The following is a 15900-nucleotide window of genomic DNA, read 5'->3' as shown; positions in this document are numbered from 1 at the left end:
GTAGAACATGACCAACGATCCGGCCCTCTCCGGCCTTACCGGACGCATCATTCATGACGAGATCGTGCCTGCGCGCGTGCCGTGGCTGCATCATGTGGCGGCGGGCGATGTGCTGCGGATTGTCGATGTCGAGGGCAATCAGGCGGTCGACTTCCTGATCTATTCCGCCGCCGATGATGCCGAGCGCTATTCGGCGCAGGATACGGTCGCGGCGCAGGGCAACCTGTTTCTCAAGACCGGCACGGTGCTGCTGTCGAACGAGGGGCGCCCGCTGATGACCATCGTCGATAGTGCGGTTGCCTATCACGATACGATCGGCGGAGCGTGTTCATGCGAATCCAATACCTTGCGTTACGGACATCACACCAAGCATCAACACGCCTGCGTCGACAATTTCCTTGAGGCCAACCTGACCGAAGGGCGCGGCAAGCGCGATATCGTTTCAAACATCAACTTCTTCATGAACGTGCCGGTGATGGATGACGGGACGCTCGGCATCGTCGATGGCATCTCTGCGCCCGGCCTGACGGTCGATCTGCGCGCCGAGATGGATGTGATCGTGGTCGTCTCCAACTGCCCGCAGATCAACAACCCCTGCAACGGCTTCAACCCGACGCCGGTGCGGATGATCGTGGCGCGATGAGCTTCGATCTCCCCTTCGACACGGTTCTGATCGCCAATCGCGGCGCGATTGCCGCGCGCATCATCCGCACGTGCAAGCGGATGGGGCTGAAGTCGGTCGCGGTCTATTCCGAAGCCGATGCCGGTTCGCTCCATGTCAGCGCGGCGGATGCGGCGGTGTGCATCGGGCCGGGGCCGGCGGGGCAGAGCTATCTTGATGTCGATGCGATCATCGCCGCCGCCAGGACAACCGGCGCGGGCGCGATCCACCCCGGATACGGCTTCCTTGCCGAGAATGCCGAGTTTGCCGAGCGCTGCGCGGCAGAGGGCATCACCTTTATCGGGCCGACGCCCGACAATATCCGCACCTTCGGCCTCAAGCATTCGGCCCGCGCGCTGGCATCGGCGCATGATCTTCCGCTCGCGCCCGGTACCGGGCTGCTGAGGGGCGAGGACGAGGCTGCCGAGGCTGCCGTGCAGATCGGCTATCCGGTGATGCTCAAGGCGACCGCCGGGGGCGGGGGCATCGGCATGCGCGTTTGCGAGGACGAGGGCGGCTTGCGCGACGGCTTTGCCGCCGTAGTCCGGCAGGGTGAGGCGAGCTTCGGCGATGCGGGGGTGTTCCTCGAACGCTACGTGCCGCGTGCGCGCCATCTGGAAGTGCAGATTTTCGGTGACGGGCAGGGCCGCGTCATGGCGCTGGGCGAGCGCGACTGTTCGCTCCAGCGGCGCAACCAGAAGGTGGTCGAAGAGGCGCCCGCGCCCTGTCTGCCCGAGAGCAAGCGCGCCGAGCTGATCGCCGCCGCTGTGCGGCTGGGCGAGGCGGCGGGCTATCTTTCCGCCGGCACGGTCGAGTTCCTCTATGATGCCGCGCGCGAGGATTTCTTCTTCCTCGAAATGAACACCCGGCTTCAGGTCGAACACGGCGTCACCGAAGAGGTGATGGGGATCGACCTCGTCGAATGGATGATCCGCGGCGCGGGCGGCGATTTCGCGATGCTCGATGCTCCCGCGCCGGTGGCCAAGGGGCACAGCGTGCAGGTGCGGCTCTATGCCGAGGACCCCGCGCTCGATTACCGGCCCACCACAGGCACGCTCACCCATGTCGATTTCCCGGACAGCCTCAGGGCCGAGACATGGGTGATGGCGGGGAGCGAGGTCAGCGCTTTCTACGATCCGATGCTGGCGAAGCTCATCACCCACGCGGACACGCGCGAAGCGGCGATTGCGGCGATGCAGGGCGCGCTGGATGCGGCGCGGATTGACGGGATCGAGACCAACCTGCGCTGGCTACGCGACGTGGTGCGGCATGACGGGTTTACGAGCGGTTCGGTCTCCACGCGGCTGCTCGATGGCATCGTGCATCAGCCTCGCAGCGTGCGGGTGATCGCGGGCGGCACGGCGACTTCGGTGCAGGATTTCCCCGGTCGGTTGGGCCTGTGGAATGTCGGTGTGCCGCCTTCGGGGCCGATGGATGACCGCTCGTTCCGGATCGGCAATCTGAACCTCGGCAATCCCGAAGGCACGGCGGGGCTGGAAGTCACCGCCAGCGGCCCGACGCTGCTGTTCGAGGCGCCGGCGACGATCTGTCTGACGGGCGCGGATTTCGGCGCGACGATTGACGGCGTGCCTGCGCCGCGCGGGGAAGCGCTGCATGTGGCGGCCGGGCAGACGCTCGCGATGGGGCGGGTGAGCGGCGGGGGGATGCGCGGCTATATCCTGTTTGCGGGCGGGCTGGATGTGCTGCCCTATCTCGGCTCGGCGGCAACCTTCACGCTCGGCCAGTTCGGCGGGCACGGCGCGCGGGCGCTGGTGGCGGGTGATGTGCTGCATCTGGGCGACGGGTCGGTCGGCGCTCCGGCGGTGCTGCCGCTTCCGTCGCTGGCGCGCGAATGGCAGATCGGTGTGCTCTATGGCCCGCACGGCGCGCCCGATTTCTTCACCGAGGGCGATATTGCGCGCTTCCTCGAGGCCGAATGGCAGGTGCATTACAATTCCAACCGCACCGGGGTGCGGCTCGTCGGCCCCAAGCCCGAATGGGCGCGGCGCGATGGCGGGGAGGCGGGGCTGCACCCCTCGAACATCCACGACAATCCCTATGCGATCGGCGCGGTCGATTTCACCGGGGACATGCCGATCATTCTGGGGCCGGACGGGCCGTCGCTCGGCGGGTTCGTGTGTCCCTTCACGGTGATCGCGGCGGAGCGGTGGAAGATCGGTCAGCTCGCGCCGGACGACAAAGTTCGCTTTGTTCCTGTAGGTATTGCCGAAGCGATGGCGGCGGACGCGGCGGGCCTCGTCCAACATGACCTGCGTCACACGGGCAAAGAAGGCAAACATAGCCCCATCCTCGCCCAGCTCCCCCAACAAGGCTCAAGGCCCCGCACCACCTACCGCCAACAGGGCGACCGCAACATCCTGGTCGAATACGGCGACATCGTCCTCGACATAGAACTCCGCATCCGCGTCCACGCCCTGATGCAGACGCTCGAGGATATGGCGCTGCCGGGCGTGATCGACATCACTCCCGGCATCCGCTCGCTGCAATTGCACTTCGATGGCCGCGTCCTCGATCAACCGCACGCGCTTGCGGCTTTGATGGACGCCGAAGAAGCGATGGGTAACCTTGATGACTTCGCCATCCCCTCCCGTATCGTCCACCTGCCCTTGAGCTGGCGCGATCCGGCGATCACCGAGACTATCGCCAAATACATCGGCACCGTGCGCGATGATGCCCCGTGGTGCCCCGACAACATCGAGTTCATCCGCCGCATCAACGGCCTGCCCGACGCGCAAGCCGTAGAGGACCTGATCTTCGACGCGAGCTACCTCGTGCTCGGCCTCGGCGATGTCTACCTCGGTGCGCCGGTCGCCACACCGGTCGATCCACGCCACCGGCTTGTAACCACCAAGTACAATCCGGCCCGCACCTGGACGCCGCCCAATGTCGTCGGGATCGGCGGGGCCTATATGTGCATCTACGGGATGGAAGGGCCGGGCGGATACCAGCTGTTCGGACGCACGATCCAGGTGTGGAATACTCACCGCCAGACCGAGGCCTTCACGCAAGGCAAGCCGTGGCTTCTGCGGTTCTTCGACCAGATCCGCTTCTTCCCGGTCTCGGCGGAAGAACTCACCGAATGGCGGCGCGATTTTCCGCATGGACGGCGCGCAATCCGGATCGAGGAAAGCACCTTCCGCCTCGCCGATTACCGTGCCTTCCTGAAAGAGAATGCCGTCAGCATCACCGCATTCGAAGCAACCCGGCAGGCCGCCTTTGATGGCGAACGTGCCGCTTGGCAGGCGAGCGGGGAGTTCGACCGGGTCAGCGATCTGCTCGCCGCCGATACCGGGGCAAGCGACGCATCGGCGATCGAGGTGCCCGAAGGCGCCGACGTGATCGAGGCGCCGTTCGGCGGATCGGTTTGGAAGCTGCTGGTCGCCCCCGGCGACATCATTGCCGAGGGCGATGTGATTGCGGTGATCGAGGCGATGAAAATGGAATGTCCGTTTGAAGCCCCGGCAAGCGGCACAGTCGCCGCGCTCTACATCTCCGAGCATCAGGCGGTGCAGCCTGGCGCGCCGATGCTCGCGCTGAGGAGGAGTGCATGAGCGCCTTCGCCCGCCTCAGTGCCACGGCCATTGCCGATGCCGTCAACTGCGGGGAAACAACCGCGCTTGCGGTGATGGAGGAGACGCTTGCGCGGATCGCCGCTTATGATGCGCATCAGCCGCAGGCGTGGATCAGCCGCGCCGGCCCTGCCGCCTTGCGCGCAGCCGCCCGCGCCATCGATGCGCGCCGCGCCGCTGGTGAGCGCCTGCCACTGGCCGGTGTGCCTTTTGCCGCGAAGGACAATATTGATGTGGCGGGGCTGGAGACCACGGCGGCCTGCCCCGCCTTCGCCTATGCCCCCGAACGTTCGGCGACGGTGGTCGAGCGGCTGGAGGCGGCGGGCGCGATCTGCGTCGGGAAGACCAATCTCGATCAGTTCGCCACCGGTCTGGTTGGCACCCGCAGCCCTTATGGCATCCCGCGAAACGTCTACAACCGTGACTATGTGAGCGGCGGATCGAGTTCGGGCTCGGCGGTTGCAGTCGCGGGGGGCCTGGTCGCGTTTGCACTCGGCACGGACACCGCCGGGTCGGGCCGTGTGCCGGCGGCGTTCAACCATCTCGTCGGGCTGAAGCCCACCAAGGGGCGGTGGAGCACGCGCGGGCTGGTGCCGGCTTGCCGCACGCTCGATTGCATCACTGTCTTCACCGACGGCATCGAGGATGCGCTGGTCGTGGACGCGGTGGTCGCCGGGTTCGATGCCGAGGATGCCTTTTCCCGCCCGCTCGGCAATGCCTCGCTGACAGGCAAGCGCATCGGTGTGCCGCGCCGCGACCAGCGCCAGTTCTTCGGCGATGTTGAGGCCGAGTATCTTTATGATCGGGCGCTCGGCGTGCTGGCCGGCTTGGGCGACATCGTTGAGATCGATATCGAGCCGCTGCTTGAGGCCGCGCAATTGCTTTATGGCGGGCCGTGGGTGGCCGAACGCACCGCCGCCATTGCGCCACTGCTCCAGAGGAATCCGCTGGCAATCGACCCTGTAGTGCGCGAAGTGGTTGCGCCCGGCGGGGCGATGCTCGCGACCGAGCTGTGGAACGGAATCTACCGGCTCGCGGAACTGCAGCGCCACGCTGACCGTATGTGGCAGAGTCTCGATGCGCTCGCCTTCCCGACGACCGGCACCACCTACCGCGTCGCTGAACTGCTTGAGGCACCCGTGGCGCTCAACAGCAATCTCGGGCGCTACACCAATTTCGTGAACCTGCTGGATATGGCCGCGATTGCCGTGCCTGCCGGCGCGCGTGCCAACCGCACCGGCTTCGGCATCACGCTGATCGGGCCCGCTCACAGCGACCGGGCGCTGGCCGCGCTCGCTGCAGAATACCTCGCCGCCGCCGATCTGCCTCCGCCACCGCCCCTCGATCTGGGAGACCGTATGGATACCGTCAAACTCGCCGTCGTCGGCGCGCATCTCAAGGATATGCCGCTGCACTGGCAGCTGTCATCGCGCAATGCGACCTTCGTCGGCGCTTTCACCACTGCGCCCAATTATCGCCTCTATGCGATGGCCGAGAGCGTGCCGCCCAAGCCTGCGCTGGTGCACAGCGAGGAAGGCGGCGCGATCGCGCTTGAGGTTTACGAACTCGATCTGGCGAGCTTCGGCAGTTTCGTTGCCGAAGTCCCGCCGCCGCTCGCCATTGGCACGGTGACACTTGCGGACGGCAGCAGCGTAAAAGGCTTCGTTGCCGAACCGCGCGCGTTGACCGGGGCCGAAGACATCACCCATCTGGGCGGCTGGCGCGCCTATATCGCGGGACGCTGAACCACCATGTGCCGCCGCTTCTTCTGCCTGAGGACCCGCACGTGACGGCCGCTGCACTCGGCCGCCTCGATGCGCTGGTGCAGGGCAGGGGCGATGGCGATGATGTGGCTGCGCTGGGCGAAGTGCGCGCTGCGCTGGAGGCGCTGGGCAATGCCAGGCAGGCGGCCGAGGCGGCGAACGAGGCCAAGACCCGGTTCCTCGCCAGCGTCAGCCACGAAATCCGCTCGCCGCTCAACGCGATCTTTGGCTATGCCCAACTGATCGAGCGCAACGATGGCCACAACGCCCTGCACGGCGCGCGGGTGATCCGCCGCAGCGCTGAACATCTGTCGCATCTGGTCGAAGGCCTGCTCGATATCGCGCAGGTCGAAAGCGGATCGATGCGGTTGAGCCGCGATGTCATCCGGTTCCGCGATTTCCTCGAACAGCTGATCGATATGCTCGAACTTCAGGCGCGGGCCAAGGGGATCGGGTTGGCGTTGCAATGCCCGCCCGGCGGCTTGCCCGATTTCGTCCATGCCGACCAGAAACGCTTGCGCCAGGTGCTCATCAACCTGCTGTCCAACGCGATCAAATTTACCGATCACGGGCTGGTGACGTTGGACGTGCAGTACCGCAACGAGCTGGCGACCTTTGCGGTGATCGACACCGGCATCGGCATTGCTCCTGCGGATTGCGAGAGGATATTCGCGCCGTTCGAGCGGGTGGGCGGCGCCGCTGCCGAGCGGGCGGGCGCGGGCCTCGGGCTGGCGATCACGCAGGCTCTCGTGCGGATCATGGGCGGCGATGTGCGGGTGGACAGCACGCCGGGTGCCGGATCGCGCTTCACCGTGCAACTGATGCTGTCGCGCCCGCTGGTGCCGCCCAGCGCTCCCGCTCCTGCGGCGGGTGTGGTGACAGGCTACCTCGGCCGCGAACGCAGCGTCCTGCTGATCGATGACGATGCGGCACATCGTGAGATGGTTGGTAGCCTGCTTGAGCCGTTGGGGTTTGCCATGCACCTGGCGAGCGACGGCGAGGCCGGCCTCGCTCTGGCCGCGCAGGTGCAGCCCGATCTGGTGCTGCTCGATATCTCGCTGGCAACAGAATCGGGGTGGGACATCGCGGACAGCCTGCGCCGCCGTCATGGCGCGGCGCTGAAAATCGTGATGTTGTCAGGCGAGGTGCCCGACGCTGCCCGCCCGTCCGGTGATGATCAGGTCAGCGACCGGTTCCTGAGGAAGCCCTTCGCCTTCGAAGCGCTGCTCGATGTTTTGGCCGAACAGCTGGGCATGACATGGGTGCGTGCACCCGGCGGGGCGGGACAGGTCGGTGCACCTGCTGCACCGAGCGCGCCAGCGCCATTGCCTGCGGGCGCGGACCGTCACCTCGGCGAAATCGAACGGCTGGCGCGGATCGGCCATGTGCGTGGCCTCGAAGCCGAGATCGAGGCGCTGGCGCAACTCGGTCCCTCCGCCGCGCAACTGGCAGACCGGATGCGGGCCTGCCTCGATTCTTTCGATCTCAGGGCGCTCTCTACCATCGCCAAGGCGGCACACACCCATGAGCACTAAGGATTGCATCCTTGTCGTTGACGACAACCCGGAATCGCTGCGGTTCCTGGTCGATACGCTTGAGGCCCAGGGCATAAGCGTGCTGATCGCGCGCAGTGGCGAGGCGACGCTGGAACTGCTCAAGGAAGCGCTGCCCGACCTGATCCTGATGGATGCGGTCATGCCCGGGATCAGCGGGCTCGAGACGACCCGCACGATCAAGCGCAACACGGCGACCGCTCATATTCCGGTGATCTTCATGACCGGTCTCAACGAGCCCGAACACGTCGTGGCCGCCTTCGGCACCGGCGGGGTGGACTATGTCCGCAAGCCGGTCGTGATCGACGAATTGCTCGCCCGGATCCGGGTGCATCTGGCCAATGCGCGCCAGTCCTATCGCTCGCGGCTGGCGCTGGGGTTGGCCGGACGCAGCCTTGTCGCACTGGGCGGAGATGCGGCGGTGATCTGGTGCACCCCGCAGGCTGAAAGTCTGTTCACCCGGCTGGAGCCTGACTGGACTGCCGATGGCGGGCGGATGCCGCTGGCGCTGGAACGGCTCGCCCATCAACTGCTTGCCGAGCAGGCGGTGCCGCAGGCAAGCCGCAGCATCGAGATCGACGGCATGGCCATCGCGCTGGCGGTTCTCGAAGCAGACCGGCCAGGCGAAACCCTCATCCGCGTCACCGAAGCACGCGAGGACGGCAAGATCGCCGCGCTCCAGAAACACCATGGCCTGACCCGCCGCGAGGCTGAAGTGTTGCTGTGGGTCAGCTACGGCAAAACAAATCGGACAATCAGCGAAATCCTTGGTATAAGCCCGCGCACGGTGAACAAGCACCTTGAACAGGTGTTCCGCAAACTGGGGGTGGAAACCCGTGCAGCCGCAACCGCAATGGCGGTGCGCTACCTTGCCGACTGAAATTGTTTCGAACTGAAAAACAAAAGCGTTTCAAGGGCTCGCATCACACTACGTCATTTGGCCACTTCCTCGCGCGCGAGGGGTTGCCAAGGGTGACGCAGCGATACGACGGGGCCTTTCGCCGCAGCGATGGCCCTGCCTGATTTCCAGGAGTGGAGCAGGCACGCGCAGATTGAGTGGAGTTCGTCATGGCCGGAGTACAGGTGGGCAAACGGATCATCGGGGCGGATTCGCCGGTGATCGTCGGCTGGGACAATATCGGCAAGGTCGAAGGCGGGCCGATCAAGCAATTCATCTTCACCTATTTCCAGCCAGCGATGCTGTTCGCTGCGATCGCGTTCTTTTACTACGCCCCCAACTGGCTCGCCGTCGCATCGACCGCGATCGCGATCCGGCTCGGGTGGACAGTGCTGCTGCTGGTGCTCGAATGGGTCAACCCGCGCTACGCCAGCTGGCAATTGACCTGGAAAGAGTTCGCCACCGATCTGTTCTATGTCGGGTTGGGCTTCACCTTCCTCAGGATGGTCGATGCCTATATCGGCGATGGTGTCATCACCGAGGCCGTGCGCAATGCCTTCGACTGGGATAAGTTCAGCTGGTTTACCGGACTGCCGCTGCTGTTGCAGGCGGTGCTGATCTCGATGATCTTCGACTTCGGCCAGTACTGGATGCACCGCGCGATGCATAACTGGCACCCGCTGTGGCTGACCCATGCGCCGCATCACTACATCACTCAGCTCAACGTCAACAAAGGCGCTGTCGGCAATCCGATCGAACTGTTCCTGATCGGGCTTGGGATCGGCGGGTTCTTCGACTTCCTGCCGCGCGCTTTCCTGCTCGCTGGCGCAATCGGCATGACTGTTTCGGTCTACCAGCACATCAACGTCCGTTTCAACACGCCGCGCTGGTGGCGCTACATCTTCAACACGGTGGAGCACCACAGCGTCCACCACTCGCAGGACTACGAGGCAACCCGCAGCAATTATTCGGGTACCTGGATCATCTGGGACCGGATGTTCGGCACCTGCGTCGATGGCGAGGCAGAGCTGCTCGGCATGGAAGGTGGCCGCCGCATGGATATCCGCGAGACGATGTTGTTTCCCTTCACCGAGGGCTACAAGTCGGTGAAGGAAGCGCTCGCTCGGCGGCGCGCGGCGGCATCGGCGCCGCAGCTTGAACCGGCTGAGTAAACGGCTCCACCCCGCGTGAACCTCCCTGTGATCGACAACATCTGGCGCGCGCGCGGCGATATCCCGCTTGATTCCGAATTGACGGCGGAAGAAGCCTTCGCGCGCCTCGATCCCCTGCTTCAGGCGCAGGGTACGACCTATTCGGTTGCGGGCGATACGCTCACCTACGCCAAGCATAATCCGGCCGCGCAGGACAAGTTGGCAACCTTCACCAACGGCACCCTCCAGCTCCAGCGGCGCGGCGCTGGTGCGGTGCTGCGCTACGATCTCGGCAGTCCGGCGCTGCTGGCGTGCTTCCTCGCCCCGCTGCTGTTCCTCGGTTTCGCGCAGCTTGCCGTGGCGATCAACGAAGTTGAGAAGCCCGCCATCGAAGCATCGGAAAAGTCCGGGAAGGACAAGGACAAGCCCAAGCCTCCCAAACCGCTCAATCCGGTTGACCAGTTCCTCGGCGCGCCTGCTCCCGAGGATCCGACCAAGAAGAAGGATGAAGAAGAAGGCGAAGGTCAGCACTCTCCCACGCCGGGCTACGTGCTGGCCGGACTTTTCTTTGCGACCTATCTTGTCGGGCGGTGGCTTGAGCCCTGGCTGGTGCGCCGGCGTTTCCGAGCGGCCTTGACCGGACAGGCTGCCGTTGGTGCGCAGCAGGGCGCGTAACAATCAACCCCGCCGCATAGCTGCCTCGGCCTCGGCCTGAGCCCTAGCCGGCATTGTTCTCGTGAAGCGTAGCCGTTTGAAGGCGGCGTTGCAAAAAACCGTGTAAAATCAATTTTGTTTTACAAGCGCGCCAGCTTGCAATGCAAAAATGACACATAAGTCAAATGGCGCATAGCGAAGGTTTCAAGCGCGCTCCATTCCGTGCTTGTGCGTGATGCAGATAGGGAGGGCAGCGCACACCGGGGATGCTGGTGCGATCAACGACGCCGGACCGCCGAAAGTCAGGGGAGGATCACTTCACCCAACTTTTCGGGGGCATAAGAGATGATCGCGTTCAAGGTTTCAGGCCGTCAGGCACTTCTTTCCACCACTCTTCTTTCCGGACTCGCCTTGCTGGCCGTGCCGAGCGCCGTATCGGCGCAGGTCGCTGACGCTGCCGCGGCGAGCGAAGTCGCCGATGTTGCGGCTGACGCCAGCGCCGAAGCTGCCGCTGATGCGGGCGAACCGATCCTCGTCACCGGCTCGCGGCTGCGCCGCGATTCCAACCTTGAATCCCCCTCGCCGGTGGTCAGCATCACCGCTGAAACCTTCCGCGGCGAACAGGAAGTCGCCGACGCGCTGCGGACCATCCCGGCGCTTTCGGCTTCGGTAAGCTCGGCTCAGTCGGTTGCGCCCGGCGAAGTCGGTTCGGGCGCGGCGGTCGGTGCGGCAACGCTCAACCTGCGCGGGCTTGGCGCGGAACGCACTCTGGTTCTGGTCAATGGCCGCCGCCACGTTGCCGGTGTCGCTGAAACCTCTGTTGTCGACATCAACTCGATCCCGTCCTCGCTGATCAAGCAGGTCGAAGTGCTGACCGGCGGCGCTTCTGCCGTCTACGGCGCCGACGCGGTGACCGGTGTCGTGAACTTCATTCTCGACCGCGAGTTCGATGGGGTGGAACTGGGCATGTCCGGCGGCCTTTCGGACAATGGCGATGGCGCCAATTTCGATGGCTATATCAAGCTCGGCAAGAACTTCGCTGACGGGCGCGGCAATGTGACGCTGGTGGGCGATTACAGCCGCGACAATGGCCTGCGCTTCGGTGATCGCCCGCAGTTTCGCGATGGCAATATTGCAGATGACGGACCGAACCCTGCTCTGCGTTTCCAGCGCGGCGATCTCGGGGCCGGCACGCCCAACTTCAGCAACTTCTTCAGCCTCGCCAACGGGCGCTATCCCTATGGTTTCACCATCCCGACCCCGGGGAGCTCGCGCTACAACGCGATCTTCCCGACCGGGGTGACGCCGACGGCGGCAGAGCAGGCGCTGATTGACCGGGCTCTCAACGCGCCGACCCGCATCATCGCCCCGCAATACGGCTTCCCGATCACCTCGGCAGGCGGGGTGATCATTCCGGCGGACTTTGCCGACCCCAATTCCGACATCGACAATGATGGCCGCAGCGACTGCACCGAAAGCTTCGTCGGCTTCAACGGGTTGTTCGACTACAACGGCTTCGGCGCGCTCGGAGGGTGCTTCATCGCGACGGCTAACGGGATCGAAGTGCTCGACGAGGATGGCCTCATCGCCAGCAACTTCAACTCGTTTGGCGGCGAAGGCACGATCTTCGACAACAACGGTTACTTGATCCCCAAGACCGAGCGGTTCGGATTCAACCTGCTGTCCGATTACGATATCAGCGATGCTGTTAACGTGTATTTCGAAGGCAAGTATTTCCGTCAGGAAACCACCTTCGGCACCAACCAGAACTCGTTCTACGACCTGCTGACGGTTGCCCCGGACAACCCCTTCATCCCAGCGATCCTGCGTCCGATCTCGGATGCGGCGGGAGGGCTGTTCATCACCCGTGACCCGACCGATCTTGGTCCCAACATCGATACCAACATTTCCGAAACCTTCCGCTTCGTTGGCGGGGCCAAGGGCGACCTGACGGACGAGATCAGCTGGGATGTCTCGGCCAACTATGGCCGGTATGATCTCAAGTCGATCAACCGCAACAACGTGCTTTATGACCGCTTCCTTGCCGCGATCGACGTGACCCGCGATGCACAGGGCAATCCGGTGTGCCGCAGCGAGATCAACCCGGCGGTGCGTTCGCCCTCGACCCCGTTCGGCATTCCGACCGGTGAGTTCGGCTACCTGACCTTCGTCCCGGGACAAGGCCAGTGCCGTCCGGCCAACCTTTTCGGTCCCGGCGCGATCAGCCAGGATGCGATCGACTTCATCACCACCACTACGGTGGATACCTTCCGCACCGAACAGTTCGATGTGACGGCGCTGGTGAGCGGCGATACCTCGGCCTTCTTCAACCTGCCCTATGACAGCATCCAGTTTGCGCTGGGGGCTGAGTATCGCGAAGAGAAGAGCCAGTCGAACTTCGACCCGCTGGTGCGCGGTATCCTGCCGGTGACCACGGTTGATGGCAATGCCGGTGATTTCGTGGGTGATCTCGGCTTCTCGCAGACCTCGCTGGCAACCCCGCCCGACGGGTTCTTCCAGAACTCCGGCGGCAAGTATGACGTGATCGAACTCTACGGCGAGCTCGGCACCACGCTGCTCGAGGACGTGCCGTTCATGAAGGAGCTGCGGCTCGAACTGGCGGGCCGTTTCTCCGACTACAGCACGGTCGGCACGGTCTACACCTATGCCATCAACGGCTTCTGGTCGCCGATCGAGGATATCCGTCTGCGTGGCACCTATTCGCGGGCTGTTCGGGCACCGAACATCTCCGAGCTGTTCGCACCGCCGCAGGCTGCCTTCTTCCGCCCGTTCGATCCGTGCGATCAGGCCGAAATCGACCGTCTTTCTGCTGCCGGTGATGCCAATATCCAGAACCGCATCGCCAACTGCCGTGCGGACGGGATTCCCGAAGGCTTCTCTGATCCGCTCAGCGCGCGCTTTGCCGGGACCATCGCGGGCAACCCCGATCTGCGTGAGGAAACGGCAGACACCTATACCGTCGGTGTGGTGCTCTCTCCGCGCTTCGTTCCGGGCCTCTCGTTCACCGCGGACTACTACCACATCAAGATCGACGACGCGATCAGCACCGTCGCCGCTCAGGACGTGGTCGATAACTGCTATGACAGCTCGACCTTCCCGAACGACTTCTGCAGCAGCTTCACCCGAAATCGCGATCCCGGCTCGGCGCAGTTCCTCGGATTTACCTCGCTCAATCTGACGACCATCAATTTCGTCCAGATCGAAAGCGCGGGGGTCGATGCCTCGCTGTCCTATAACACCGCGATCGGAGAGCACCGCCTTGGCCTTGCTGCCACGGCATCGTGGGTCGACAAGCTCGATTTCTTCTTCGATCCGACCGACCTCACACGCATCGATCCGGAGCTGGGCGAACTCCAGCGGCCTGAATGGTCGGGCCGTGCGACTGCGAGCTATGGCTACGGTGATTTCAACCTCGATTACACGGTCACCTATCTCGGCGAAATGGCGCTGCGCGGGGTGGAGGTGGAAACCGTTGCCACCCAGTTCGGGCCTGCTGGCATCACCGGCGAAACCTGGATGCACAATGTCAGCGCCTCCTACGAGTTCACCGACATGGGCCTGCAGGTGTTCGGCGGGGTCAACAACATCTCGGACGTGAAGCCCTTCATCACCGAGCGCGCCTATCCGGCGAGCCCGATCGGGCGCTCGTTCTTCATCGGCGTGCGCTGGACGATGTAGCAGGGGCGGCGGGGCTGCTTAGTCGCAGCCCCGTCTGCCGCGTGAGCACGGCCGATATTGCGCCGACGAGTTAATGGCGCCTAGTATCCCCCGCGAACGGCGGGAGTGGCAAGATGAGTGACGATCCGGTGCTGCTGGCGGCAAACGAGCAGGTGCTCCGCGCCCGCACCGATCCGGCGTTGCGACCGGAAATCGCGGGTTTTTTTGATCCGGCCACCTTCACGGTCACTTACGTCGTGCATGATCCGGCGACTGGTAAAGCGGCGATCATCGACTCGGTGCTCGATTACGATCCCAGTTCCGGACGGACCAAGACCGCGTCGGCGGACGCGGTTGTCGATTATGTAACGTCGAATGGCCTCGATGTGACATGGCTGCTCGAAACCCACGCCCACGCCGACCACTTTTCCGCCGCACCCTATTTGCAGGAGAAGCTCGGCGGAAAGATCGCAATCGGCGCGCATATTACAGCGGTGCAGGCGGTGTTCGGCAAGCTGTTCAACGCTGGCGAGGATTTCGCGCCTGACGGGTCGCAGTTCGACGCGCTGTTCTCGGATGGCGATACCTTCGCCATTGGAGCGCTGCCGGTAACGGTGATGCATGTCCCGGGGCATACGCCCGCCTGTATCGCCTATGTTGTGGGCGAGGCGGTGTTCGTCGGCGATACGATGTTCATGCCCGACTATGGCAGTGCACGTGCCGATTTCCCCGGAGGCGATGCCCGCACCCTGTTTCGCTCGCTGCGCCGGATTCTCACTCTGCCGGACGAAACCCGGCTGTTCATGTGTCACGATTATCTGCCGGCAGGTCGCAGCGAATATGTGTGGGAGACCACCGTCGCGGCCGAACGCGCAGGCAATATCCACGCCCATGACGGGATCAGCGAAGATGAGTTCGTCACGATGCGAGAGGCGCGCGATGCGACGCTCGATATGCCGCGGCTGATCCTGCCTTCGGTGCAGGTCAATATGCGCGCCGGGCACCTGCCGCCGCCCGATGATAATGGCATCGTCTACCTCAAGATCCCGGTGAACGCGGTATGAGCCTGCCGGGCTTCCCTGATGCAGCTCCGATGGCGGGTTTGGCCGGCGGCATTCTGATTGGTCTTGCCGCCGCGCTGATGCTGCTGGGGGCGGGGCGGATCGCCGGGGTGTCGGGCATTGCCGCTCGTGCCTTCGGGCTGGCGGCGAGTTCGATGCCGCGTGTGGCGGCGTTCGCCTTTTTGATCGGCCTGCCATTGGGGGCGCTGATCGTTACCATCCTGTTCGGCGGAGCAGCACCGGCGTTTGCCGGGCCCGTGCCGCTGGTGATCGCGGGGGTGATCGTGGGGATCGGCACGCGGCTCGGCAGCGGTTGTACCAGCGGGCATGGCGTCTGCGGGATGAGCCGCCTGTCGCAGCGCTCGCTCGTCGCGACGGCCACCTTTATGGTCACGGGCTTTGCCACAGTGGCTGCGATGAATGCGCTGGGCTTGGAGGTGCTGCCATGATCCGCGACACGCTGGTCGCGTTGGCCGCAGGCACGATCTTCGGCGCGGGCCTTGCGCTGGGCGGCATGACCGATCCGGCGCGGGTGCGCGGCTTCCTCGACCTGTTCGGTAACTGGGACCCGACGCTCGCCTTCGTGATGGGCGGGGCGGTTCTGGTTATGGCGATTGCCTGGGCTGTCCAGCGCCGGATGCAGCATCCTGCCTTCGCCGAGCGGTTCTCGCTGCCCGACCGTACCGACATCACCCCGCGCCTTGTCGGCGGGTCGGCACTGTTCGGGGTGGGCTGGGCGATCTCGGGCCTGTGTCCCGGCCCCGGCTTCGCGGCCTTCGCGATTGCGCCCGGTTCGGCCGCCATTTTCGTCGCCGCGATGCTGACCGGAATGGCGATGGTGCGGCTGCTCGAAGGGCAGGGCTGACCGCCGGTTGCAACCCTTTCGCCTGC

11 protein-coding genes are annotated in these 15900 nt (G+C 64.5%); all 11 read left to right on the top strand.

Annotated features, from left to right (window positions below; translation table 11 throughout):
* The first annotated feature begins 7 nt into the window (after positions 1–7).
* Positions 8–643, top strand: coding sequence for an urea amidolyase associated protein UAAP2 (locus BG023_RS12380; RefSeq protein ID WP_069310725.1), 636 nt, complete (start codon positions 8–10; stop codon positions 641–643).
* Positions 640–4233 (top strand): urea carboxylase, encoded by a 3594-nt coding sequence (uca, locus tag BG023_RS12375; protein ID WP_069310724.1) that lies wholly within the window; start codon positions 640–642, stop codon positions 4231–4233. Before BG023_RS12380 ends, uca begins: the two co-directional genes overlap by 4 nt.
* On the top strand, positions 4230–5996 hold the full coding sequence (gene atzF / locus BG023_RS12370) for an allophanate hydrolase (RefSeq protein WP_069310723.1): 1767 nt from the start codon (positions 4230–4232) through the stop codon (positions 5994–5996). Before uca ends, atzF begins: the two co-directional genes overlap by 4 nt.
* Before the next feature lie 41 nt (positions 5997–6037).
* Positions 6038–7549, top strand: coding sequence for an ATP-binding response regulator (locus BG023_RS12365; RefSeq protein WP_150122877.1), 1512 nt, complete (start codon positions 6038–6040; stop codon positions 7547–7549).
* The gene (locus BG023_RS12360) at positions 7539–8447 is read left to right on the top strand and encodes a response regulator transcription factor (RefSeq protein ID WP_069310721.1); all 909 of its coding nucleotides are present in this window, start codon (positions 7539–7541) and stop codon (positions 8445–8447) included. Before BG023_RS12365 ends, BG023_RS12360 begins: the two co-directional genes overlap by 11 nt.
* Before the next feature lie 188 nt (positions 8448–8635).
* A complete protein-coding gene (locus tag BG023_RS12355) occupies positions 8636–9637 on the top strand; it encodes a sterol desaturase family protein (protein ID WP_069311312.1) in 1002 nt (333 codons plus the stop codon).
* Positions 9638–9652: 15 nt separating this feature from the next.
* Positions 9653–10291, top strand: a complete 639-nt coding sequence (locus BG023_RS12350) for a hypothetical protein (protein ID WP_069310720.1) — start codon at positions 9653–9655, stop codon at positions 10289–10291.
* Positions 10292–10615: 324 nt separating this feature from the next.
* On the top strand, positions 10616–13969 hold the full coding sequence (locus BG023_RS12345) for a TonB-dependent receptor domain-containing protein (protein ID WP_083234685.1): 3354 nt from the start codon (positions 10616–10618) through the stop codon (positions 13967–13969).
* Positions 13970–14082: 113 nt separating this feature from the next.
* Complete coding sequence (locus tag BG023_RS12340) at positions 14083–15012, top strand: MBL fold metallo-hydrolase (protein ID WP_069310719.1); 930 nt, start codon at positions 14083–14085, stop codon at positions 15010–15012.
* Positions 15009–15458 carry a YeeE/YedE family protein gene (locus tag BG023_RS12335; protein WP_069310718.1) on the top strand — a complete coding sequence of 150 codons (450 nt, stop codon included), beginning with the start codon at positions 15009–15011 and terminating at the stop codon, positions 15456–15458. The genes BG023_RS12340 and BG023_RS12335 overlap by 4 nt, the downstream gene beginning before the upstream one ends.
* Positions 15455–15874, top strand: a complete 420-nt coding sequence (locus BG023_RS12330) for a DUF6691 family protein (RefSeq protein ID WP_069310717.1) — start codon at positions 15455–15457, stop codon at positions 15872–15874. The genes BG023_RS12335 and BG023_RS12330 overlap by 4 nt, the downstream gene beginning before the upstream one ends.
* Positions 15875–15900: the final 26 nt, after the last annotated feature.

Origin of the sequence: Porphyrobacter sp. LM 6, assembly GCF_001720465.1 — a bacterium.
In the GTDB taxonomy this organism is placed as follows: Bacteria; Pseudomonadota; Alphaproteobacteria; order Sphingomonadales; family Sphingomonadaceae; genus Erythrobacter.
Note: the sequence above shows the minus strand (reverse complement) of the source record. Positions and strands in the feature narration are given on the sequence as shown.